Annotated in this window: 20 protein-coding genes; 6 read left to right on the top strand and 14 right to left on the bottom strand. The window is 70.4% G+C overall.

What is annotated here, in order from left to right; all coding sequences use genetic code 11:
• Positions 1 to 68: 68 nt before the first annotated feature.
• Complete coding sequence (locus tag ACFYXF_RS46190) at positions 69 to 485, bottom strand: barstar family protein (protein ID WP_389359292.1); 417 nt, start codon at positions 483 to 485, stop codon at positions 69 to 71.
• A gap of 169 nt (positions 486 to 654) precedes the next feature.
• On the opposite strand from ACFYXF_RS46190, the gene ACFYXF_RS46185 reads away from it, so the two are divergent.
• Entirely contained in the window at positions 655 to 2,898 is a 2,244-nt protein-coding gene (locus tag ACFYXF_RS46185) for an MMPL family transporter (protein WP_389359290.1), read from the top strand.
• 72 nt (positions 2,899 to 2,970) lie between these two features.
• Here ACFYXF_RS46185 and ACFYXF_RS46180 read toward each other — a convergent pair whose 3' ends face one another.
• Positions 2,971 to 4,014, bottom strand: coding sequence for a sugar-binding transcriptional regulator (locus ACFYXF_RS46180; protein ID WP_105975490.1), 1,044 nt, complete (start codon positions 4,012 to 4,014; stop codon positions 2,971 to 2,973).
• Positions 4,015 to 4,107: 93 nt separating this feature from the next.
• Complete coding sequence (gene rpe / locus ACFYXF_RS46175) at positions 4,108 to 4,794, bottom strand: ribulose-phosphate 3-epimerase (RefSeq protein WP_389359288.1); 687 nt, start codon at positions 4,792 to 4,794, stop codon at positions 4,108 to 4,110.
• Between the two features lie 134 nt (positions 4,795 to 4,928).
• Here rpe and ACFYXF_RS46170 point away from each other — a divergent pair, with 134 nt between their 5' ends.
• Positions 4,929 to 7,073, top strand: a complete 2,145-nt coding sequence (locus ACFYXF_RS46170; RefSeq protein ID WP_389359286.1) for an MMPL family transporter — start codon at positions 4,929 to 4,931, stop codon at positions 7,071 to 7,073.
• A gap of 27 nt (positions 7,074 to 7,100) precedes the next feature.
• Entirely contained in the window at positions 7,101 to 7,586 is a 486-nt protein-coding gene (locus ACFYXF_RS46165) for a MarR family winged helix-turn-helix transcriptional regulator (protein ID WP_389359284.1), read from the top strand.
• A gap of 28 nt (positions 7,587 to 7,614) precedes the next feature.
• On the opposite strand, the gene ACFYXF_RS46160 is transcribed toward ACFYXF_RS46165, so the two are convergent.
• The gene (locus ACFYXF_RS46160) at positions 7,615 to 8,397 is read right to left on the bottom strand and encodes a dioxygenase (protein WP_389359282.1); all 783 of its coding nucleotides are present in this window, start codon (positions 8,395 to 8,397) and stop codon (positions 7,615 to 7,617) included.
• A 204-nt stretch (positions 8,398 to 8,601) separates the two neighbouring features.
• Between ACFYXF_RS46160 and ACFYXF_RS46155 the strand changes: the two genes are divergently transcribed.
• Both ACFYXF_RS46155 and ACFYXF_RS46150 read left to right on the top strand, forming a co-directional pair.
• On the top strand, positions 8,602 to 9,267 hold the full coding sequence (locus ACFYXF_RS46155) for a hypothetical protein (protein ID WP_389359280.1): 666 nt from the start codon (positions 8,602 to 8,604) through the stop codon (positions 9,265 to 9,267).
• Positions 9,268 to 9,353: 86 nt separating this feature from the next.
• Positions 9,354 to 10,301, top strand: a complete 948-nt coding sequence (locus ACFYXF_RS46150) for an AraC family transcriptional regulator (RefSeq protein WP_389359278.1) — start codon at positions 9,354 to 9,356, stop codon at positions 10,299 to 10,301.
• A 14-nt stretch (positions 10,302 to 10,315) separates the two neighbouring features.
• Here ACFYXF_RS46150 and ACFYXF_RS46145 read toward each other — a convergent pair whose 3' ends face one another.
• Both ACFYXF_RS46145 and fmt read right to left on the bottom strand, forming a co-directional pair.
• Positions 10,316 to 11,743: an RsmB/NOP family class I SAM-dependent RNA methyltransferase gene (locus ACFYXF_RS46145; RefSeq protein WP_389359276.1), complete on the bottom strand. Its 1,428-nt coding sequence runs from the start codon at positions 11,741 to 11,743 to the stop codon at positions 10,316 to 10,318.
• Between the two features lie 108 nt (positions 11,744 to 11,851).
• Positions 11,852 to 12,787: a methionyl-tRNA formyltransferase gene (fmt, locus tag ACFYXF_RS46140; protein WP_389359274.1), complete on the bottom strand. Its 936-nt coding sequence runs from the start codon at positions 12,785 to 12,787 to the stop codon at positions 11,852 to 11,854.
• 213 nt (positions 12,788 to 13,000) lie between these two features.
• Here fmt and ACFYXF_RS46135 point away from each other — a divergent pair, with 213 nt between their 5' ends.
• Positions 13,001 to 13,561 carry a hypothetical protein gene (locus ACFYXF_RS46135; RefSeq protein WP_389359272.1) on the top strand — a complete coding sequence of 187 codons (561 nt, stop codon included), beginning with the start codon at positions 13,001 to 13,003 and terminating at the stop codon, positions 13,559 to 13,561.
• A gap of 259 nt (positions 13,562 to 13,820) precedes the next feature.
• On the opposite strand, the gene ACFYXF_RS46130 is transcribed toward ACFYXF_RS46135, so the two are convergent.
• The 8 genes from ACFYXF_RS46130 to ACFYXF_RS46095 form a co-directional block, all read right to left on the bottom strand.
• Entirely contained in the window at positions 13,821 to 16,013 is a 2,193-nt protein-coding gene (locus ACFYXF_RS46130; protein WP_389359270.1) for a primosomal protein N', read from the bottom strand.
• A gap of 255 nt (positions 16,014 to 16,268) precedes the next feature.
• Complete coding sequence (gene metK, locus ACFYXF_RS46125; RefSeq protein ID WP_389359268.1) at positions 16,269 to 17,477, bottom strand: methionine adenosyltransferase; 1,209 nt, start codon at positions 17,475 to 17,477, stop codon at positions 16,269 to 16,271.
• 292 nt (positions 17,478 to 17,769) lie between these two features.
• On the bottom strand, positions 17,770 to 18,972 hold the full coding sequence (coaBC, locus tag ACFYXF_RS46120; RefSeq protein ID WP_389359266.1) for a bifunctional phosphopantothenoylcysteine decarboxylase/phosphopantothenate--cysteine ligase CoaBC: 1,203 nt from the start codon (positions 18,970 to 18,972) through the stop codon (positions 17,770 to 17,772).
• A gap of 108 nt (positions 18,973 to 19,080) precedes the next feature.
• Positions 19,081 to 19,353: a DNA-directed RNA polymerase subunit omega gene (rpoZ, locus tag ACFYXF_RS46115; RefSeq protein WP_006382157.1), complete on the bottom strand. Its 273-nt coding sequence runs from the start codon at positions 19,351 to 19,353 to the stop codon at positions 19,081 to 19,083.
• Positions 19,354 to 19,391: 38 nt separating this feature from the next.
• Positions 19,392 to 19,985: a guanylate kinase gene (gmk, locus tag ACFYXF_RS46110; RefSeq protein WP_389359263.1), complete on the bottom strand. Its 594-nt coding sequence runs from the start codon at positions 19,983 to 19,985 to the stop codon at positions 19,392 to 19,394.
• Positions 19,986 to 20,021: 36 nt separating this feature from the next.
• Entirely contained in the window at positions 20,022 to 20,345 is a 324-nt protein-coding gene (locus tag ACFYXF_RS46105) for an integration host factor (RefSeq protein ID WP_003977346.1), read from the bottom strand.
• A gap of 276 nt (positions 20,346 to 20,621) precedes the next feature.
• On the bottom strand, positions 20,622 to 21,467 hold the full coding sequence (gene pyrF, locus ACFYXF_RS46100; protein WP_389359261.1) for an orotidine-5'-phosphate decarboxylase: 846 nt from the start codon (positions 21,465 to 21,467) through the stop codon (positions 20,622 to 20,624).
• Positions 21,464 to 22,570, bottom strand: a complete 1,107-nt coding sequence (locus ACFYXF_RS46095; RefSeq protein ID WP_389359259.1) for a quinone-dependent dihydroorotate dehydrogenase — start codon at positions 22,568 to 22,570, stop codon at positions 21,464 to 21,466. Before ACFYXF_RS46095 ends, pyrF begins: the two co-directional genes overlap by 4 nt.
• Positions 22,571 to 22,592 lie beyond the last annotated feature (22 nt).

Below are 22,592 nucleotides of genomic sequence, written 5' to 3'. Positions count from 1 at the left end.
GGATCGTCCAGACGGCTCGTGGGACCCCTCGTGCCATCCCACCAAGGGTCATCCCACCAAGGGCTTGTTCAGGCGAGCACCATCACCACCGCCAGCCCCGTCTCCGTCTCCCGCCAGGCCGCGGCGGCGTCGGCGAAGATCTCCTGGAGCGTCTTCCACTCCTCGGGCCGGGCCGCCGCGTAGGCCTGCCAGTTCCGGACGAGGAGGAGCCGGCCACGGGTCGCGGGCCACCACTCCAGGTCGCCGAGGCAGTCCGCCAGGGCGTCCCAGTTGGCGCCGAACCAGTCCGGGAACCGGAGCGCGGTGGCGCAGGCCGTCATCAGCCCGGCCTTGTCCGTGACGTCGGCGAGGTCGAGGTCTGCGGTCTCCCAGCCGGCCTCGCGGGCGGCTTCGAGCGCGCCCTCGGCCGGCAGGGCGGCGGGCCAGGACAGGACACCGGCGGGCACGCTGCCCGCGAGCACCGGAACCAGCGGATGGTCGGTCATCTCAGTACCGCCATGACGGGTCGCGAAGGGTCGGAGTGATCATCGCTGTAGTAGATCGCACGCCCCGCCACATGACAACGACAAGCCGGGCGGCAGCCTCCCAACAGGACACCTTGATCGGCTGGTCGTTCAATGAGAGTGACCAGCCTGTCTCCGGCGGGAGCCGCGCATGTCAGCACCGACAGCAACGCCAGCAGCATCGGGGGACCAGAAGAACACCCGTGGACGGCTGCGCCGGCTGGGCGAGTGGTGTGCCCGGCACTTCGTGATCGTCATCGTGGCCTGGCTGGTGGTGCTCGCAGCGCTCCAGGTGCTCAACCGTTCCTTCGGCGGCGACTACTCCGACAACTTCTCCCTGTCCGGGGTCCAGTCGCAGGAGGGCCTGGACGTACTGAAGAAGCACGACCCGGCGGCCGGCGGCTACGGCAGCCAGATCGTGCTGCGGGACACGTCCAAACCGCTGACCTCCTACTCCTCACAGATGTCCCAGACGGTCACCGACCTGCAGAAACTCCCGCACGTCCTGTCCGTCCAGAACCCGCTGCCGCCGCCGGGCTCACAGCCCAGCACCAGCAAGCAGACCGTCGGCCCGCTCTCCAGCGACGCGAAGACCGGCTACATCACCATCCGTTTCGACGTCCAGCCCTCCACCCTCCAGGACGACTACCTCGACGGTGTCGACAAGTCGGTGCAGTCGCTGCGATCGGCCGGAGTGCAGGTCGAGTACGGCGGTCCGCTGGGCGAACTGGCCCGGCCCGCCGCCGACGACCGGGTCAGCGAGCTGATCGGGTTCGCGGTGGCGATCGTCGTCCTGCTGGTCGGCTTCGGCAGTGTGCTCGCGGCCGGTCTCCCCCTGCTGACCGCGCTGATCAGCGTGATCGGGGGCCTCGCCTGCCTCGGGCTGCTCGCCTCGGCGTTCACCTTCGCCACGGTCTCCCCCACGCTGGCCACGATGATCGGCCTCGGTGTGGGCATCGACTACGCGCTGTTCCTGATCACCCGGCACCGCCAGAACCTGATGAACGGCGACGATCCGGTACGGGCGGCAGGGCGAGCCAACGCCACCAGCGGGCGGGCCGTCCTGGTCTCCGGGTGCACGGTGATCGTCGCGCTGGCCGGGCTGTCCGTCTCCGGGGTGTCCTTCATCGGCCTGCTGGGCGTGGCCGCCGCCATGACGGTGGTCTCCGCGGTCGCGGGCGCCCTCACGCTGGTCCCTGCGCTGCTGGGGCTCATCGGCCACCGTATCGACCGCTACCGGGTACGCCGCCCGATCGCCGAGGCCGCCACCGACGACGCCGAGGGACACGGCACCTGGCACCGCTACGCGCAGCGCGTCGAGCGGCGCCCCTGGTGGTTCCTGGCCGGCGGGGTCGTGACCGTGCTGGTCCTGGCGATCCCGGTGCTGTCCATCCAGCTCGGCCACATCGGGGACGGCGCCGACCCGAAGTCGTTCACGGACCGGCGGGCGTACGACATCATGGCGCAGTCGTTCGGGCCCGGCTCCAACGGCCCGTTGACCATCGTCATCGACCAGACGAAGGTGCCCTCCGACCAGCGCTCCGACCTCGCCTCGAAGGCGTCCAAGGCGCTGACGGACGTACCGGGCGCCGCGACCGCCACCCCGCTCACCGCGACCAAGGACGGCGACGTCCTGGTCGGCACGGTCTACTCCAAGGAGTCACCGCAGAGCGAGACCACCACGGACCTCACGAACCGCCTGGTCGACACGACCCTGCCCGAGGCCGTCTCCGGAACGGCGGCACACGGCTATGTGACGGGCACGACCGCCGCCCAGGTCGACTTCCGCGACATCGTCGCGAGCCGCCTCCCCCTGATCATCGGCGTGGTCGTCGCCCTCGCCTTCCTGATCATCCTGACCGTCTTCCGGGGCCTGCTGGTGGCGCTGAAGGCGGCGGCGCTCAACGTCCTGTCGATCGCGGCCTCGTACGGTGTCGTCGTGGCCGTCTTCCAGTGGGGCTGGGGCGGGCCCGCGCTGGGCGTCAACGGCAAGGTGCCCATCGAGAGCTACGTTCCGATGATGATGTTCGCGATCATCTTCGGGCTCAGCATGGACTACGAGATCTTCCTGCTCTCCCGCGTCCACGAGGCCTGGCTGCGCACCGGCGACGCGAAAGCGTCCGTGGCCCACGCCCTGGAGATCACCGCCCGGGTGATCACCTGCGCGGCCCTGATCATGGTGAGCGTCTTCGCCGCGTTCGTCGTGAGCGACAACGTCGTGGTGAAGATGCTCGGCCTGGGGCTCGCCGTGAGTGTGCTGATCGACGCGACGGTCGTACGTCTGCTGCTGGTGCCAGCGGTCATGACACTGCTGGGCAGACACGCCTGGTGGACGCCGGGGTGGCTCGACCGGATACTGCCGCACGTGGACGCGGAGGGCGAGGAAAAGGACTGACCACTGACCAGAGCGGTGCCCGGGCTCCGAAGGGAACCCGGGCACCGGATAGATCATCCGATCACCGGGTCATCAGATCCCGTCCGGGTCCGCCCTGTTGAGCGACGGCTTCGGAGACGGGCCCGCCGTCAGCAGATAGTCCGCGGCCGAGGTGTCCGTGACCAGGCTGGTGACCAGCCCGGACCGCAGCACCGCGTCGATCGCGGGGGCCTTGCGCTGCCCGCCCGCGATGGCGACGACCTCGGGAACCCGGCGCAGCTGGTCGGTCTTGACCGTGATGCACCGCTCCCCCAGGTCCCGGCCGACCCGGCGCCCGTCGGCGTCGAAGAGGTGCGCGGACATCTCGGCAGCGACACCGAGGGACGCGTAGTGGCCGCGTTCCTCGTCGCTGAGCATGTCGTGCACCGTCGAGATACCGGCCTCCCACGAGCCGATGGAGACGCAGGCGACCGTGACCTTGTCGAAGTACTCGAAGGCCCGGGCGATCCCGGTCTGGCTGCGCAGCGCGGCGGCGGTGGCCGCGTCGGGCAGCAGCATCGGGGCGTAGATGGGGTGGGCGTCCCCGCCGGACACCTGGGCGGCACGGCGAACCGCCTCGACGGAGCCGCGCTCGGCGGTTCCGGCGTCGTACACACCCGTCAGCTGGACCACGGTGCAAGGCGGCAGCCGGTCGAGGGCCGCCGCCATGTGGATGGTGGACCGGCCCCAGGCGAGGCCGAGCACATCGCCTTCGTTCACCAGTTCGCCGAGCAGATCGGCGGCCACTTCACCGAGGTTCTCGGGATCGGGCGACTCCTCGGCATCGGCCGGGGACTCGACGACGACCGCGTGCCTGAGGCCGTACCGGGCGCGCAACGCGTCCGAGCGCTCCGCGTCCAGTTCGGCGGGGACACGGATCTCGATCCGCACCAGATCCCGTTCGAGAGCGGTCTCCAGGACCCGGGCCACCTTGAAGCGGCTGACGCCGAACTCCTCGGCGATCTGGATCTTGGACTTGCCCTCTAGGTAGAAGCGGCGGGCCATGGCCGCCGCCTGCACCAGCTCAGCGGGTCCCATCCGCATGGCTGACCGGCCCGCCGACATACCCGACACGGCGATCTCCTCACTGCTCTTCACTTCGCTGCTGTTCACATTCTGGATTCGCCGTTCATCCTGTCAGATCCCGAGTGCTTGATCTGCCCAGAAGTACGTCGTTCACGTTCCCTTGGCTCAGTGGTCGCACGCCCAGCTCGCACCGGCGGTCGCCGTCTGTGCCTGGGTGCGTAGTGCACGTACCGCCTCGGCCGGGTCGGAAGCCCCGTACACCGCCGATCCGGCGACGAAGACGTCCGCGCCGGCCTCGGCGCAGCGCTCGATGGTGGCGGTGGAGACTCCGCCGTCGACCTGGAGCCACAGCTCAAGGCCGTGCTTGCTGATCAACTCGCGGGTGCGGCGAATCTTGGGGAGCATGATGTCGAGGAACGCCTGGCCGCCGAAACCCGGCTCGACCGTCATGATCAGCAGCATGTCGAGTTCGGGGAGCAGGTCCTCGTACGGCTCGATCGGGGTGGCGGGCTTGAGGGCCATGGAGGCCCGGGCACCCTTGGCCCGGATCTCACGGGCGAGCCGTACCGGAGCGGCGGCGGCCTCGACATGGAAGGTGACGGAACCGGCCCCCGCTTCCACGTACTGCGGCGCCCAGCGATCGGGGTCCTCGATCATCAGGTGGCAGTCCAGCGGAGTGTCCGTCGCCCGCGCCAGGGACTCTACGACCGGCACACCGAGCGTGAGGTTCGGTACGAAATGGTTGTCCATCACATCGACATGAAGCCAGTCGGCGCCTTCTACGGCCCTCGCCTCGTCGGCGAGTCGGGCGAAGTCGGCGGACAGGATACTTGGGTTGATCTGCGCGGCCATGCCCCAAGCCTGCCATGCCCTCCGGGGGTTGTGCGGTTGGGTCCGTCGTGGGATGGGTTGAGTGGAGTCTGCGGGTGGTCTGTGGCTTGTCGCGCAGTTCCTCGCTCCCCTAGGCAAACACAGCTGAGGTTGCGATGAATCGGAACCGTGGGATCGCTTATCTGGTCTGTGGGCGGCGGGCCAAGTGGCTGGTGCTTGTGCTGTGGCTCGTGGTGCTGTTTTTGACTGCGCCCTTTGCGCAGAAGCTCACCGATGCGCAGGACAATGACGCCGCCTCCTGGCTGCCTGGGTCTGCTGAGTCCACCCAGGTTCTGCATCTCTCCGAGGATTTCAGGCCGGAGCAGATTCCCGCAGTCGTCGTCTACGCGCGGGAGAGTGGGCTCACGGCGGCGGATCGGGCTCGTATCACCGAGGCCAAGGCGGAGATCGAGACGCTGCGGGACCATGGCATCCGGGGTGCGGAGACTCGGGGGCCGGTGTACGACCGGGCCGTCGATCCGCGGGCCGCGCAGATCTACGTACCCATCACGATGGACGAGAAGGGCTGGGAGCGGATCGCGCCCGCCGTCGACTCCATCCGGGACGCCGCCGGTACGGGTGCGGCGGGGCTGGCCGTGCACATCACGGGGCCCGGCGGTACGTCGGCCGACTTCTCGGAGGCCTTCGAGGGCATCGACTCGACGCTGCTGCTCTCGGCGATGGCCGTGGTCATCGTCATGCTCCTGCTCACCTACCGCAGTCCGACCCTGATCCTGGTGCCACTGCTCGGCGTGGTCGTGGCCCTGTTCACGGCGCAGGCACTCATCTACTTCCTCGCCGAACACGCGGGCCTGACGGTGAACGGCCAGAGCGCCGGCATTCTCACCGTGCTGGTGTTCGGCGCGGGGACGGACTACGCCCTGCTCCTGGTCGCTCGTTACCGGGAGGAGCTGCGCCGGCACGAGGACCGTCACGAGGCGATGGCGCTTGCCCTGCACCGTGCGGGGCCGGCCGTCATCGCGTCCGGCGCCACGGTCGTGCTGAGCATGCTGGTGCTGCTGGCCGCCGAGATGAACTCCACGAGCGGCCTGGGCCCGGTGGCGGCGATCGGGGTGGCGGTGGCCCTGCTGGTCATGATCACGCTCTTCCCCGCCCTGCTGGTGATCTGCGGGCGCTGGATCTTCTGGCCGGTGATCCCGCACAACGGCTCGCCCGATCCGACCGAACGCGGCCTGTGGGCCCGGATAGGCCGGAGCATCACCCCTCGCCCGCGCATGGTCTGGGGTGTCACGACGGCGGCGCTGATCGCCTGCTCGTTCGGCCTGATGCAGCTGCGCGCCGAGGGCCTGAGCAACGCCGACGCGTTCACCGACAAACCGGACTCGATCGTCGGCCAGGAGGTGTCCGCACAGTACTTCCCGGCGGGCAGCGGTGACCCGCTCGTCATCATCAGCAACCAGGAACAGGCCCGTCAGGTGGGCCAGGCGGTCGCGGAGACACGCGGGGTGGTGCCCACCTCCCTCGGCCTGCCGGAGGGCACGAAGCCCGCCTTCGAGGGCAAGGTCCTGTTCGAGGCCACGATGACCGCCCCGGCCGACAGCGAGGCCGCGAAACAGACGGTCGAGCGGGTCCGGGACGCCGTCCACGCGGTGCCGGACGCGGACGCCCAGGTGGGCGGCGGTACGGCGGCCCTCCTGGACATGGACAAGGCGACCACGCACGACAACATCCTGATCATCCCGCTGGTCCTGCTGGTGGTCCTGCTGATCCTGTGTGCGCTGCTCCGCGCCCTGGTCGCACCCCTCCTGCTCATCGGCACGGTGGTGCTGTCCTTCGCGGCGGCGCTGGGCATCAGCGCGCTCGCCTTCCGTCACCTGTTCGACTACGCGGGCGAGTCGACGGACTTCCCACTGTTCGTCTTCGTGTTCCTGGTGGCGCTGGGCATCGACTACAACATCTTCCTGACCACCCGTATCCGCGAGGAGGCGACCCACCAGGGCACCCGCAAGGGCGTGGTGACGGGCCTGTCAACGACAGGCGCGGTCATCACCTCGGCGGGCCTGGTCCTGGCCGGCACGTTCGCGGCCCTGGGCACGCTGCCCATGGTGGCGTTCGCGGAGATCGGCTTCGCGGTGGCCCTGGGCGTGGTCCTGGACACGTTCGTGGTCAGGTCGGTGCTGGTCCCGGCCCTGTTCCTGGACGTGGGCCCGAAGGTGTGGTGGCCCCACCGGCTGGCCCGGGAGGACGGCACACCGACGGCACCGGACTCCGCGGTGGGTTCAGGAGCCGACCGACCTTGACTTGATGTCTCAAGTTATGGTGCGGGGATGAGCGACGACGAACCCCGCTGGCTGAACACGGAGGAGAGCGAGGCCTGGTTCGCCCTCGCCCATGCACTTGTGCGGCTCCCGACCGCGCTGGACACCCAGCTCCAGCGGGACGAGGGGATCAGTCACTTCGAGTACCAGGTGCTGGCCGGGCTCTCCATGGCGCCGGAGGGCAACCTGCGGATGAGCGAACTGGCTCTCTTCGCGGACGGGTCGCTCTCCCGTCTGTCCCATGTGGTCAAGCGGCTGGAGCAGCGGGAGTGGGTCTGTCGCGTCCCGGATCCCGACGACGGCCGCTACACCCGCGCGATCCTCACCGACAAGGGCCGGCAGAAGGTCGTCGAGGCCGCCCCCGGCCATGTCGCCGAGGTGCGCCGCCTGGTCTTCGACCCGCTGACCAAGGGCCAGCAGAGGCAGCTGCGGGACATCGGCCGCCGCATCAACAACGCCATCGGCCCCGAGGACACCTGCCCCGGTCAGAGCTGAGCCCTGAGGGGCGAGGCCCGAGAGTCGTTCAGCCGATCTGCACGGATCGCTTCGCCATGCCGAGCCAGAAGCCCTCGATGACGCTTCGCTGGGTCTCCAGTTCGTCGAGTCCGGCTCCAAGGGTGACGAACAGCGGAGCCAGGTGGTCGCTGCGCGGGTGGGCGAGCCTACTCGACGGTGCCTTGCGCTCGAAGTCCAGCAGGCCGTCGATGTCGTGGGCGCCCAGGACCTCGCGGCCCCAGTCGTCGAACTCGGCCATCGCGGAGTGGACCCGGTTCTCCATGCTCATGGCACGCAGATTGTGGGTGAAGAATCCGCTGCCCATGATGAGCACACCCTCGTCGCGCAGCGGAGCGAGCCTGCGGCCCATGTCCAGCAGCCGGCGCGGGTCGAGAGTGGGCAGGGAGATCTGCAGGACCGGGACGTCGGCGTCGGGGTACATCTCCCTCAGCGGCACATAGGCCCCGTGGTCGAGTCCGCGATCGGGAAAGTCCTGCGTCGGCGCACCCGTGGTGCGCAGCAACCTGCGGACCCGCTCCGCCAGTTCCGGGGCACCGGGCGCGGGATAGGTGACCTGGTAGTAGTGCTGGGGGAAGCCGTAGAAATCGTAGATCAACGGGACGGTGACGGTGGCGCCGATCGCGAGCGGTGCGTCCTCCCAGTGCGCCGAGATCATCAGAACGGCCTTCGGCCTCGGCAGCTCGCCCGACCACGCGGCCAGCTGGGCGGGCCAGATGGGGTCGTCCGCCAGCAGCGGGGCGCCGTGGGACACATAGATCGCGGGCATTCGTTCGTCGATTGTGCCGGTCATGGGCTGAAAAGTAGAACCAATCACTTGAAGCGTCAAGTTAGATGACTTGACCCTTCAAGTGATTAGGCAGGAGGAAGAAACGTCCATGCATCGGCGATCCTCGTCCATGGCGGGCCGGACCCGACCGGCTGAGGCTGGGCCAGGACGAGGGCCGAGGGGCGGTTCCTGGCCCTTCGGCACACATTCGACACCCAGGAGAAGGCCATGGCAGACATCACTCGCAGGGGACTGATCGGCGCCGCGGCGGTCGGCGTTCCCGCGCTCGCCGCCCCCGCGCTCGTCACTCCGGCGGCCGCCGCATCACCCACGTCGTCGAGCGGCTGGAGCCGGTTCCAGCTGGAGCTGGCGAACACGAAGGACTTCCACATCGCGGACTTCGTCGCCTGGAACAACAAGGACATGGACATGCAGCGGCACTACCACGCCGCCGATGTCGTCGTGGAGTGGGGCGGGGTACGCACCGAGGGCGTCGAGCCGCACATCGAGGCCATGCACCAGTTCCAGGTGGAGGCCCCCGACGCCCTGGTCGTCACCCACCGGCCCAATGTGGCGCGGGGCGACTGGACGGCCACCATCGGCGGCATCCCCAGCATGGGGGTCCGGATGGCGACCGTCGCGCAGTGGCGGGGCGGCCAGATCGTCCGCGAGATCCTCTTCATGCGGGAGCTGTCCGCCGAGGAGGCACCCCGGCCGGCCGCGCGCCCCTCGCTCACGCTGTCCAACCCCGACGACGAGGGTCTCCGCCGCGCCGCAGGCGTGTACCCGGGCTGGAGCTGCGTCGTCCACGGCACCGCCCTCGGCGGGCGGACGGTCACCTTCGCCAGGCGGGACAGGGGCCTGGTCGTCGAGCGGTACGTCTTCGCGGAGTGAGCCCCGTCGGCACCGAGGCGTGGCGCCGTACCGTGGTCGTACCGTCGGCCACCGCGGCCGACGGCCGATCGCAGGAGCGTCCCGTCTTGACCGCCGAGTCGCAGTCCGCCGTATCCCCCGCGCCCGCCGTACTCGCCGCGCCTTCGCACAGCCGTTCCAGCAGCCGTCACGTCCGCCAACTGCCGGTCGACCACATGCCGGTGACACACCCGACGCTCCACGTGACGCTGTTCGAGAACGCCAGCTTCGTCTGCACGGCGTGTCCGGTCCCCAGCCCGCATCGGCACGCGTTCCACGAGCTGATCTGGACGGAGAGCGGAACCGGCCATCACCTCCTGGACGGCGAGCGCTCGGTCGTCGGCCCGAACACGGTGATGCTCGTCGAACGCGGCCAGATCCACCACTTCGAGCAGGGGCAGAACCTGTCAGGCGCGATCGTCTGCTTCGGCGACGAACTGCTGCACGACGGACCGGCCTCCTCCGCCAACCTCAAGTGGCTGTTCACGGGGAGCGCCGTCCCGGCCATCGAGGTACCCGCCGAAGACGCCGCACGCGTCGGCGCCGTGATCCACGCACTCGCCGAGGAGACCCGACGGCCCACGGACACCCGCAGTGCCGACGTGTACCGCCATCTGCTGTTGTCCCTGCTCCTGTGGGTCGAGCGCTGGCACGAACACAGCCGGCCGCACGAGCACGGACAGGACGAGTCCGACGTCGTGTTCCACCGGCGCTTCAGGAAGGTGCTCGAACGCGACTTCACACGGCATCACGAAGTCGGCCACTACGCCGACGAGTTGGGGGTCACACCCGGCGCGCTGTGGCGCACGCTGTCACGCGCCACGGGCAGCCCGCCAAGGGTGCTGATCACCGAGCGGGTGATGCTGGAGGCCGCACGCCTCCTGCGCTTCACCGAGCTGACCGTCGGCGAGATCGCCGCCCGGATCGGCGTCAACGACCCGCTCTATCTGTCGCGCGCCTTCAAACGCCACTACGGCGAATCACCACTCGCCTACCGCGACCGGCTCCCCCGGTAGCCCTCCCGGCCAGGTCACCCGGTCCGACGGATGAGCGCCAGATACATGGCGTCGGTCCCGTGCAGATGCGGCCACAGCTGTACGTCGGGACCGTCGCCGAGGTCGGTCACGCCCTCCAACAGGGGCCGGGCGTCGAGGAGTTCGGCGCGCGGGTGCTGCTTGAGCACGTCGTCGACGACGGCCCGGGTCTCGGCGAGGTGGGGCGAGCAGGTGGCGTAACCGACGACTCCGCCGACGCGGACCGACTCCAGCGCTGTGGTGAGCAGCGCGCGCTGGAGCGGCGCGAAGCCGTCCAGGTCCTCGGGCCGCCGCCGCCAGCGCGCCTCGGGCCGTCTGCGCAGCGCCCCGAGCCCGGTGCACGGCACGTCCATCAGCACCCGGTCGAAACTCCCGGCCCGCCACGGCGGCCGGGTCCCGTCCCCGACGACGACCTGGTACGGCCCGGGATTGCCGGCCAGCGCCTTCGCGACCAGCCCGGCCCGGTGCGGCTGTTTCTCGGAGGCGAGCAGCAGCGCGCCCCGCTCGGCGGCGAGGGCGGCGAGCAGCGCGGCCTTGCCCCCGGGCCCCGCACACCCGTCGAGCCAGGCACGGTCGGGCCCGTCGATCGGAGCGTTGGCGAGGGCCAGTGCGACAAGCTGACTGCCCTCGTCCTGCACACCCGCACGCCCGTCCCGTACGGCGTCGATGGCCCCGGGTTCCCCGCCTTCGGCGAGCCGCACGGCGTACGGCGACCAGGTCCCCGGCACCGCGGCCTCCTCGCGGAGCAGCTCCTCGGTGGTGGACCGCCCGGGCCGGGCGACCAGGGTGACCTCGGGCCGCTCGTTGTCGGCGGCGAGGAGTTCCTCGATGCCGCTCCGCCCGCCTCCGAGGGAGTCCCAGAGGGCGGAGACGACCCACCGGGGGTGCGAGTGCACGACGGCGAGGTGATCCTCAGGGTCCTCGTCGTAGGGCGGCGCGACGCGCTCGATCCAGCCGTCGAGATCGTGCTGGGCGACCTTGCGCAGCACGGCGTTCACGAACTTGGCCCGCCCGTCGCCGAGCACGACCCGGGCCAGCTCGACCGAAGCGGACACGGCGGCGTGCGTGGGAATCCGCGTCCCGAGGAGCTGGTGCACACCGAGGCTCAGCACATCGAGCACCGGCGGATCGACTTCCCTCAACGGCCGGTCGACGCACTCACTGATGACGGCGTCGTACGTCCCCTGCCGGCGCAGCGTCCCGTACACCAGCTCGGTCGCGAGGGCCGCGTCCCGCCCGTCGAAGTCCCCCTTCGCCCGGGCCGCCCGCAGCAGCGGCGGCAGCACCAGGTTGGCGTACGCGTCCCGCTCGTCCACGGCCCGCAACGCCTCGAAGGCGAGGATGCGGACGGGGTCCTTCTGGGGCCGACGGTAGGGCTTGCCTGGCTTGCCGGACCTCTGAGGCCGACGGGGCTGCTCGCTCACGAAAAAGGTGCTCCGGATATGGGAAAAGGGTGCGGTTTCCAGCGTACGTCGTGCGGGGCGGGCCCGGATCTCGCACGCGATGCGTGGGAACGGGCGGGGGGTGTCGGCTCAGGCGCCGCCGAGCACCTCGCCGTCGGCGATCCGCACGCCGCGTGCCCAGTCGGCGGCGCGCATCGGCTTCTTCCCCTGGGCCTGCACCCACAGCAGCTCGACGGCGTACGACCCGGTACCGACGTACACGTTGTTCTTGCCGACGGAGAGGACGCCGGGCGCGAGATCGGTGCGGTCGGGCACGGGCGTGACGTGGATGAGCTTGAGCCGCTCGCCCCGGAACACCGTCCAGGCGCCGGGCGCGGGAGTGCATCCGCGCACGACCCGGTCGACCCGCAGCGCGGGCGCGGACCAGTCGATGTGGGCGTCCTCGACGGTGATCTTCGGCGCGAGGGTGATGCCGTCGGCGGGCTGCGGTACGGCCTTCAGGGTGCCGTCCTCGATACCGTCCATGGTCGCGGCCAGCAGCCCGGAGCCGGCGAAGGCGAGGCGGGTCAGCAGGTCGCCGCTGGTGTCGGTGGGCCGGATCGTCTCGGTCACGGTGCCGTAGACGGGCCCGGAGTCGAGGCCCTCCTCGATGAGGAAGGTGGAGGCGCCGGTGATCTCGTCGCCGGCCATGATCGAGTGCTGCACGGGCGCGGCGCCGCGCCAGGCGGGCAGCAGCGAGAAGTGCAGGTTGACCCAGCCGTGGGCGGGGATGTCGAGGGCGACGCGGGGCAGCAGCGCGCCGTACGCGACGACGGGACAGCAGTCGGGCTCGATCTCCGTCAAGCGCGCGAGAAACGCCTCGTCCCGCGGCTTGGCGGGCTTCAGCACCTCGATCCCGGCCTCCTCGGCCCGCTGGGCCACGGGACTGGCGACCAGCCTCCGGCCGCGCCCGGCAGGAGCGTCGGGCCGCGTGACGACGGCGACCACTTCATGCCGTTCCGACCCGATCAGGGCATCCAGAGCGGGAACGGCGACCTCGGGGGTACCAGCGAAGACGAGCTTCATGGGTGGGCGTGGGCCTCTCGGACGGGGGTCGTGCGTGCAGCGCACCAGTCTATGACCGCACGTCGTAAAGCCCTGGGGGGCGTACGCATATGCCCCTACGCCCCCGCAGCGTGACCACTCACGCAAAATCGCGTTGGTCAAGAAAGAGTTGACCACAACGGGCCGCACACCGCGCGGCCCTTCCTTTTCAACGCCGGTTCGAGAGGCTTGTTCATGGCCGACCACGCAACCCACGACGCCCAGGCTCGGGCCAGCCTGCACTTGCTGGTGCGGGACATCGAGCGGGTCCGCCGGCAGGTGGACGCACTGCGCACCCTCACCGCCCAGTTGGGCAATGTCTACCGCCCGCGCCGCTCCGGCCCCTCCACGGGCTTCGTCGTCTACGGGCGCGCCCCCGCCCCGACCGTCCGCCTCGCCCAGGAGCTGCGGGACAGCGTCGAAACCCTGGTCACGGCCGCCGTGGACTTCGACCGCTCACTCGGCTTCTCGTGGGACGCGGTGGGCTCGGCGCTCGGGGTCACCAAGCAGGCCGTCCACCGCCGTTACGGCGCCCGCCGCGCCGCCGCCCAGGCAGCGGCCGACGCCGAACGCGCCACGGAGACCTCGGGCACCCGCCCGGTGGGCGTCGCCACGGTCACCGGCGTGGGCACCGCCCTCCCCACGGTCCCGACGGTCCCCGCGGCCCGCTCCATGCCGACCCAGCCGACGGCAGGCAGCCCAACCCTGCGCGACGAGGTACGCCCCACAGCTTTCCCGGGCCCACGAAACGGCTGACCGAAACCACCACCCCACCCCCGACCTCTGCCCTCCCGACCGCACCCGGGAGGGCAGAGGCATGCGTGCATGTGCTTGAAATCACCGAGGGCATTCACAGGGACGCACTCTTAAAACACCGGGCAACCTCAGGTCTTTCAGGGGCACGAGGATCCGCACTGGCTTCGAAACACCGGAACCGCAGATCCCTTAGGGGCGCGGGGAACTGCGCGACAAGCCCCCACCGGCCCGCAGCCAAAGAACCCAAAGAACAGACCCCTCACCCGATATCAGGCGGATCGATCCGCACCCACACACCCTCCTCCCCACCCCGCCCCGCCCGAGCCATCCGCGCAGCCTGAGCAGCCTTCAACGCAGCGGCCAACGCAGCCCCACTCCCGGGCGGCACCCGCACCAGCGCCCGCTCCCACCGCTCCCCCGCCGGCGGCGCCCCCACCCGCCGAGGCCGCCCCGCCGCAGTCACCGGCAACGGCACCGGCCCCAACACCTCGGCGTCCCCCGGTAGTTCGGCCGCTGCCAGGAACCCGGCGACGGCCTCCGCCGTCCCGGCCACGGACGCCATCCGCGACACCGGCGGAAACCCCAGCTCGGCCCGCTCCGCCAGCTCCCGCACGGCATGCCCCACGGGATCCCACCGCACGAGCGCCTGCACCGGCCGCAGGGTGGGCTCGGCGACCACGACGACCGTTCCCCCCGGCGCCCCCTCCCCCCGTACCCCCTGCCCCCGTACGAGCGCCGCAGCGGCCATCCAGCGACGCAGCGCGTCCTCCCCGGCCCGCAGATCGGGCCGCCCGAGCATCGCCCAGCCGTCCAGCAGCAGGGCAGCCGCATACCCGCCCTCGGCGACCGGCTCCGCGCCGGGCGTGCTGACGACAAGCGCCGGCGCCCCCGGCACCGTGTCCAGCACATGCTCACGCCCGGACGTCCGCACCGGCACGGCCGGAAACGCCCTCCCCAACTCCTCGGCGGTCCGCCGCGCACCCACGATCTGCGCCCGCAGCCGGAACCCGCCGCACTCCGGACAGTGCCAGCCGGTCTCCTCCCGCCCGCACCACACGCACCACGGCGCCCCGGCGTCCCGCGCCTCCATCGGCCCGGCACAGTGCCGGCACCGAGCGGGCTCCCGGCAGCGAGCACAGGCCAACCGAGGTACGTACCCCCGCCGGGGCACCTGCACCAACACCGGCCCGTGTTTCAGCCCGTCCCGCACGACCTGCCAGGCGAGGGTCGGCAGCCGCGCGGCCCGGGCGGCCTCGTCCCGGGCGAGATCCCCGTCCCCCACGGTCCGTACGAGCGGAGCGACCCCCCGAACCTGCTCCCGCCCCGCAACCAACGGCCGGGCCCACCCACTCTCGACGAGTTGCGCGGCCTCGACCGTGCAACTCCAGCTCCCCAGCAGAAACCCGCACTTGTCCTGCGCGGCCCGCAGCAACAGCACCTCACGCGCATGCGGCTGCGGGGCGTGCGGCTCACTGTGGCTGTCGTCCCCGTCGTCCCAGAGCGCGACGAGCCCCAGATCCCGGACGGGCGCGAACATGGCGGCCCGGGTCCCGACCACGGCCCGTACGGCCCCCCGCCGCACGGCGAGCCACTCCCGGTACCGCTTCTCCGGCCCGGCGTCGGCGGTGAGCACGGCGTGCCGCCCCTCCCCCAACAGGGCGGTCAGGGCGGCGTCGACCCGCGCGACGGCCCGCCCGTCCGGCACGACGACCAGCGCCCCGCGCCCGGAGGCGAGGGTCGCGCCGACGGCCCGCGCCAACTCCCCGCTCCACTCAGGCCCAGGCAGGGCGTTCCACACCGCACGCGGCGCACCCCCGGAGGCGAGCGCCTCAAGAAACGCCCCCCCGCGCTCGTACCGCCCCCAGGACCCGACCTCCGGCACCCCACCCACAGGCAGAGCGGCCGGAGAGACCGCCTTCTCGGCCCGGGCGTTCCGCGGCGGCACGGCCAGTTGCAGCACATCGGCGAGGCTCCCGGCATACCGGTCGGCAACAACCCGAGCCAGCGAAAGCAATTCCTCACTCAGCACAACCTCGGGCGACACGACCTGCGCCAGCGCGGCCAACGGCCCGGAGTAGTCGGACTCGGCGAGCCGCGCGACCAGAAACCCGTCAATAAGCCCCCCGCCCTCACGCCGCCCGTCCCGCACCCGATGCCGCCCGGCCCCGAACCGGACCCGCACCCGCACCCCGGGCTGCGCCTCGGCGTCCAGTTCCTCGGGCACGGCATAGTCGAAGTACCGGTCGAGATGCAGCACACCCTTGTCGACCAGCACTCGCGCGACGGGCAGCTCCTTGGCCAGCGCGGCCCCCCGCCAGGTCCGCGGCTTGGCCCGCGGCGCCTTGGCCTGCCGCACACTCTCCCGAATCAACGCAAGCTGCTCGGGCGGCGCACCCTCGGCACCCCGGGCCCCGTCGGCCCCGCCACTCCCCTGCCCGTTCTCGCTGCTCACGCTTGCATTCTTACCAAACGCCACTGACAACGGGCGGCGCCCGAACTCCCGAGATCAAGTCGGCAGCGGCACGAAATCCCAGATTCACCGCACGCCCAAGGGACGCACTCCACCGAAGCAACCGCGGCCTGCGCACCGGGAGATCGCCACATTACGAATCCGGACCCCGCCACCGCCAGCCATTTCCCGGCACGCCGAAGCCCGGCGCCCCTACAGGACGCCGGGCCTCGACAAGCAGTCGGTCCGCTACAAGCCTTACAGGCCCACGGCCTTCCGCAGCGCCTCCACCCGATCCGTCCGCTCCCACGTGAAGTCGGGCAGCTCACGGCCGAAGTGGCCGTACGCCGCCGTCTGGGCGTAGATCGGGCGGAGCAGGTCGAGGTCGCGGATGATCGCGGCCGGGCGGAGGTCGAAGACCGTCGTGATCGCGGCCTCGATCTTCTCGGCGTCGACCTTGGCCGTGCCGAAGGTCTCCACGAACAGGCCCACGGGCTCGGCCTTGCCGATCGCGTACGCGACCTGGACCTCGCAGCGCGAGGCAAGGCCCGCGGCGACGACGTTCTTCGCGACCCAGCGCATCGCGTAGGCCGCGGAGCGGTCGACCTTGGACGGGTCCTTGCCGGAGAAGGCACCGCCGCCGTGGCGGGCCATGCCGCCGTACGTGTCGATGATGATCTTGCGGCCGGTGAGGCCCGCGTCGCCCATCGGGCCGCCGATCTCGAAGCGTCCGGTGGGGTTGACCAGCAGACGGTAGCCCTCGGTCTCCAGCTTGATGCCGTCGTCGAGGAGCGCCTTCAGCTCCACCTCGACCACGAACTCGCGGATGTCGGGGGCGAGCAGGGAGTCCAGGTCGATGTCGCTCGCGTGCTGCGAGGAGACGACGACGGTGTCAAGCCGGACCGCCTTGTCGCCGTCGTACTCGATGGTGACCTGGGTCTTGCCGTCGGGGCGCAGGTACGGGATCGTCCCGTTCTTGCGGACCTCGGACAGGCGGCGCGAGAGACGGTGCGCGAGGTGGATCGGGAGCGGCATCAGCTCCGGGGTCTCGTCCGTCGCGTAGCCGAACATCAGGCCCTGGTCGCCGGCGCCCTGCTTGTCGAGCTCGTCCTCATCGCCTTCGACGCGGTTCTCGTACGCCGTGTCCACGCCCTGCGCGATGTCCGGCGACTGCGAGCCGATCGACACCGACACACCGCAGGAGGCGCCGTCGAAGCCCTTCTTCGAGGAGTCGTAGCCGATCTCCAGGATCTTGTCGCGCACCAGTTGCGGGATGGGCGCGTAGGCCTTGGTGGTGACCTCGCCGGCCACATGCACGAGGCCGGTGGTGATCAGCGTCTCGACGGCGACGCGGGACGTGGGGTCTTCGCGCAGAAGCGCGTCGAGAATGGTGTCGCTGATCTGGTCAGCGATCTTGTCGGGGTGACCTTCGGTCACGGACTCCGAGGTGAAAAGGCGACGGGACACAACGCTCCCTGTGGTTGCAGCGGCTGCTGGCTGATCATTGGCGGACGGCTCGGGAGCTGCGCCCGGTGCCGTCCAAGAACAGTTTATCGGTCGCGCTCGGCCAACGGCCCCTCCGTCTCGCCTCTCGGAAGCGCTGTGACCTGCGGCACGGGCATTCTGCCCAATCATGAGGGCTGAACGCCAGGGCCGCCACGCCCCGAAGTACGAGGTGGGATGGGCAGTCGAGGGGATACGGGCGGATACGGAGGGACACGAGAGATCTGTGCGATCCGTCGCCGCCCGAATGAACCATTCACTTCAGGCGGACGGCAACCAGGTCCCACACGATCTCGGCCAATGCCTCCTTCGGCCCGTGCGGCACGGGGGTCTCGCTGCCGTCGGCGCCCAGCACTACGGCTTCGTTCTCCTCGGAACCGAACGTCCGGCGCTCCCCCACCTCGTTCACGACCAGCAGGTCGCACCCCTTGCGCCGCAGTTTCGTACGGCCGTTGGCGAGGACGTCGTCCGTCTCGGCCGCGAAGCCGACGACCACCTGGCCGGCTCTGGCGCGGTCGGCCGAGATCTCCGCGAGAATGTCCGGATTCCGGACCAGGACGACGGGTTCCGGGTCCGCGCCGTCCTTCTTCTTGATCTTCCCGGCCGCGTAGACCGCCGGGCGGAAGTCGGCGACCGCCGCCGCCATCACCACGGCGTCGGCGTCCCCGGCCGCCTTCAGCACGGCCTCGCGCAACTGGACGGCCGTCCCCACGGGCACGACGTCCACGCCCGCCGGATCCGGCAGGCCGGTGTTCGCGGCGATCAGGGTGACCCGGGCGCCCCGGGCGGCGGCCGTACGGGCGAGGGCGTACCCCTGTTTGCCGGAGGAACGGTTGCCGAGGAAGCGGACGGGGTCCAGCGGCTCGCGGGTGCCACCGGCGCTGACGACGACATGCCGGCCGACCAGGTCGGGTTCCGTCACGCCCCGGGCCAACACGCGGCGGCAGACCTCGAAGATCTCGGCCGGGTCGGGCAGGCGCCCCTTGCCCGTGTCGACGCCGGTGAGGCGCCCGACGGCCGGTTCGATGACGAGGGCGCCGCGGCGGCGCAGTGTCGCCACGTTCTCCTGGGTGGCCGGGTGTTCCCACATCTCCGTGTGCATGGCGGGGGCGAAGACGACGGGACACCGGGCGGTCAGGAGGGTGTTGGTCAGCAGGTCGTCGGCGAGTCCGTGGGCCGCCTTCGCGAGCATGTCGGCCGTCGCCGGGGCCACGATCACCAGGTCCGCCTCCTGGCCGATGCGGACGTGCGGGACCTCGTGGACGTCGTCCCAGACCTCCGTCGAGACGGGGTGGCCGGAGAGCGCGGACCAGGTGGCGGCGCCGACGAAGTGCAGGGCCGAGGCGGTGGGCACGACCCGGACGTCGTGGCCCGACTCCGTCAGTCTCCTCAGCAGCTCACAGGCCTTGTACGCGGCGATACCGCCACTGACCCCCAGTACGACCTTCGGCTTGCCCACCGGGCCTCCCCTGACTCGATACGCGACTCGGTACGGCTCCATGACACACCACAGGCCCGACAGTCGCGCTGTCGGGCCTGTGGATAAATGAACCGAAAGTTGAAAATACTACTGCGCGGGGCCCTCAACGGCCTCGGACGTCAGCAGACCCGCGTTGATCTCACGCAGGGCGATCGAGAGCGGCTTCTCGTGGACATGGGTGTCGACGAGCGGACCGACGTACTCAAGGAGGCCCTCGCCGAGCTGCGAGTAGTACGCGTTGATCTGGCGGGCACGCTTGGCCGCGTAGATCACCAGGCTGTACTTCGAGTCGGTGGCTTCGAGGAGCTCGTCGATCGGAGGGTTGATGATGCCCTCGGGCGTGGAGATGGAAGAGGACACGCTCTGCCTTCCGAAAGGTGGGATGGGATCGGAAACGATCACACAACTTCCATCAAGGCTAGCAGCTCGCGCGCTACATCCTCGACGGAGGTGTTGACCAGGGTCTCGTCGAACTCGGGCTCGGCAGCCAGTTCGATCTTGGCCGCGTCCAAGCGGCGCTCGATCACCTCGGGCGGTTCGGTGCCCCGCCCGGTCAGTCTGCGCACCAGCTCCTCCCAGGAGGGCGGAGCCAGGAACACCAGCAGGGCGTCGGTCATGGACTCACGGACCTGCCGGGCACCCTGGAGGTCGATCTCCAGGAGGACCGACTCGCCGGACTCCAGTCGCTCCAGCACGGCCGCACGCGGCGTGCCGTAGCGGTTGCCGGCGAATTCGGCCCACTCCAGGAGCTCGCCGTTGGCGATCAGCTTGTCCATCTCCTCGTCGGTGACGAAGAAGTAGTGGACGCCGTGCTTCTCACCGGGGCGTGGCCTGCGGGTCGTCGCCGACACCGAGAGCCAGACCTCGGGGTGTGCCTTGCGCATATGGGCGACGACCGTGCTCTTGCCGACCCCCGAGGGGCCGGAGAGCACGGTCAGCCGCGGACGTACGTCCGGGGGCTCGGGGGTCGTCCCCCGGAATGTTGCAGCCATGCGGCGATTATTCCAGGAATCCCGGGGTGCCAGGACTCAGGAGCCGGTGCTGCCGAACTCGCGCTCCAGGGACGCGATCTGGTTGGACCCGAGGCCACGCACTCGGCGGCTCTCGGAGATACCGAGTCGCTCCATGATCTGCTTGGCGCGGACCTTGCCCACGCCCGGAAGCGATTCGAGCAGGGCGGAGACCTTCATCTTGCCGATGACGTCGTTCTCCTGGCCCTGCTTGATGACCTCGTGAAGGGAGGCGCCGGAGTGCTTGAGTCGATTCTTGACCTCGGCCCGCTCCCGGCGAGCCGCGGCGGCCTTTTCGAGCGCGGCTGCGCGCTGTTCAGGGGTAAGGGGCGGAAGAGCCACGCCTACGTCACCTCGGATGTCGAACTGTCGGATACGGACCGGTGAGGAACCTAGTCGCCCCTCACCTGGTGAGCTACGAACAACACACTTGCTCGTTGGCTCTGGTCGGAGACTAGCGGCCAAGGCCGCCAGAGTCAGCGAGAACAGCGGAAAAGTCCTGGTCAGCCTTCGGCAGGTCGGATATTTCAGGCATACTGCCCCTGATTTGAGAAAGTATTCAGTCTCAAGCCGACCCGGAGCCACTCATCGGAGGACTCCGCCGAACTGTGCGAATCCTCAGGTCGCGGCCACTGCGGCCCGGATCTCGTCGGCGAACCGGTCCGACGCGTCCCGCAGCGCGACGAGTTCGGGACCGTGACGCAGAACACCTCGGCTGATGTTCGGAACCACGTTGCGCAGGGCAGCCCCGAACACCCCGGGAAGGTCGGCCGGGGTCGCCCCCTGGGCACCGACTCCGGGTGCGAGGAGAGGTCCGTTGATGTCGAGGTCGTAGGACGAGAGGTCACCGAGCGTGGCCCCGACGACTGCCCCGAAGGACCCCATGGGCCGCTCCCCCGCGTTCTCCGCGGCGAGGTACGCCAGCATGGTCGCGCCGACGTTCAGCCCGTCCTCGCGGACGGCGTGCTGCACCTGGCCGCCCTCGGGGTTGGACGTCAGCGCCAGCACGAACAGGCCCGCGCCGCTCTCCCGCGCGAGCTCGACGGCCGGCTTCAGCGAGCCGTAGCCGAGATACGGCGACACGGTGAGCGCGTCGGAGAACAGCGGGGCGCCCTTCTCCAGGAAGGCTGCGGCATACGCGGCCATGGTGGAGCCGATGTCACCGCGCTTGGCGTCCATCACGACCAGGGCTCCGGCCTCCCGCGCCTCCTGGACCGACTTCTCCAGTACGGCGACCCCGCGCGACCCGAACCGCTCGAAGAACGCGCTCTGCGGCTTGAGCACGGCGACCCGCCCGGCCAGCGCCTCGACCACGGTGCGGCTGAACCGCTCCAGTCCGGCGACGTCGTCGTTCAGCCCCCAGTCGAGGAGCAGCGAGGAGTGCGGGTCGATGCCCACGCACAGCGGGCCGCGCTCGTCCATCGCGCGGCGCAGCCGGGCGCCAAAGGGCTCCAGGACTGTCATGCGGTCTTCCTTACGTCGGCGCCGACCGCGTCGGCGAGCGTGGCGTACGGGCTCGTACGGAGGCGGGCGGCGAGCCCCTTGTGGATCGCGCGGCCCCAGAAGGGGCCCTCGTAGACGAACGCGCTGTAGCCCTGGACGAGGGTCGCACCGGCGAGGATGCGCTGCCAGGCGTCCTCGGCGTTCTCGATGCCGCCGACGCCCACCAGGGTGATCCGGTCGCCCACGCGCGCGTAGAGGCGGCGCAGCACCTCCAGGGAGCGGGCCTTCAGGGGTGCGCCGGAGAGGCCGCCGGTCTCCTTCACCAGGGTGGGGTCGGAGGTCAGGCCGAGTCCCTCGCGCGCGATGGTGGTGTTCGTGGCGATGATTCCGTCCAGGCCCAGCTCGACGGCGAGGTCTGCGACGGCGTCCACGTCCTCGTCGGCGAGGTCGGGCGCGATCTTCACCAGCAGCGGGACCCGGCGCGAGGTCACCGTGCGGTCGGCGGCCTCGCGTACGGCGCTGAGCAGCGGGCGCAGCGCCTCGGTGGCCTGCAGGTTGCGCAGGCCGGGCGTGTTGGGCGAGCTGACGTTGACGACGAGGTAGTCGGCGTACGCGGCGAGCCGCTCGGTCGACTTCACGTAGTCGGCGACGGCCTCGCCCTCGGGGACGGCCTTGGTCTTGCCGATGTTGACGCCGACGACGGTCCGGAAGACCGCCTCCCGGCTCGCCAGACGGGCCGCCACGGCCAGCGAACCCTCGTTGTTGAATCCCATGCGGTTGATGAGCGCGCGGTCCGGCACAAGGCGGAACAGCCGCTTCCTGGGGTTGCCGGGCTGCGGCTCCCCGGTGACCGTGCCGATCTCGACGTGGTCGAAGCCGAGCATCGACATCCCGTCGATCGCGACCGCGTTCTTGTCGAAGCCGGCCGCGAGCCCGAAGGGTCCGTGCATCCGCAGCCCGAAAGCCTCGGTGCGCAGTTCCTCGTACCGGGGCGCGAGGGCGGCGGCGACGAACGTCCGCAGGACGGGGACGCGGACGGCGAGGCGGATCCAGCGGAAGGCCAGGTAATGGGCCTCTTCGGGGTCCATCCGGGTGAAGACCAGACGGAAGAAAAGCTTGTACACAGTGGTGTCCTCACGAAGAGGG

This window comes from Streptomyces sp. NPDC002680, from assembly GCF_042889145.1.
Lineage (GTDB): Bacteria > Actinomycetota > Actinomycetes > Streptomycetales > Streptomycetaceae > Streptomyces > Streptomyces adonidis.
This window is presented reverse-complemented; position numbering and strand designations above follow the sequence as displayed.

What these genes read in the sequence shown, in the direction of transcription:
- fmt (WP_389359274.1), bottom strand. Translation starts at nt 12,787, where the DNA reads ATGAAGCTCGTCTTCGCTGGTACCCCCGAGGTCGCCGTTCCCGCTCTG.
- gmk (WP_389359263.1), bottom strand. Translation starts at nt 19,985, where the DNA reads ATGGCTGCAACATTCCGGGGGACGACCCCCGAGCCCCCGGACGTACGT.
- rpe (WP_389359288.1), bottom strand. Translation starts at nt 4,794, where the DNA reads ATGGCCGCGCAGATCAACCCAAGTATCCTGTCCGCCGACTTCGCCCGA.
- pyrF (WP_389359261.1), bottom strand. Translation starts at nt 21,467, where the DNA reads ATGACAGTCCTGGAGCCCTTTGGCGCCCGGCTGCGCCGCGCGATGGAC.
- ACFYXF_RS46185 (WP_389359290.1), top strand. Translation starts at nt 655, where the DNA reads ATGTCAGCACCGACAGCAACGCCAGCAGCATCGGGGGACCAGAAGAAC.
- ACFYXF_RS46170 (WP_389359286.1), top strand. Translation starts at nt 4,929, where the DNA reads ATGAATCGGAACCGTGGGATCGCTTATCTGGTCTGTGGGCGGCGGGCC.
- ACFYXF_RS46190 (WP_389359292.1), bottom strand. Translation starts at nt 485, where the DNA reads ATGACCGACCATCCGCTGGTTCCGGTGCTCGCGGGCAGCGTGCCCGCC.
- ACFYXF_RS46155 (WP_389359280.1), top strand. Translation starts at nt 8,602, where the DNA reads ATGGCAGACATCACTCGCAGGGGACTGATCGGCGCCGCGGCGGTCGGC.
- ACFYXF_RS46135 (WP_389359272.1), top strand. Translation starts at nt 13,001, where the DNA reads ATGGCCGACCACGCAACCCACGACGCCCAGGCTCGGGCCAGCCTGCAC.
- ACFYXF_RS46165 (WP_389359284.1), top strand. Translation starts at nt 7,101, where the DNA reads ATGAGCGACGACGAACCCCGCTGGCTGAACACGGAGGAGAGCGAGGCC.
- ACFYXF_RS46160 (WP_389359282.1), bottom strand. Translation starts at nt 8,397, where the DNA reads ATGACCGGCACAATCGACGAACGAATGCCCGCGATCTATGTGTCCCAC.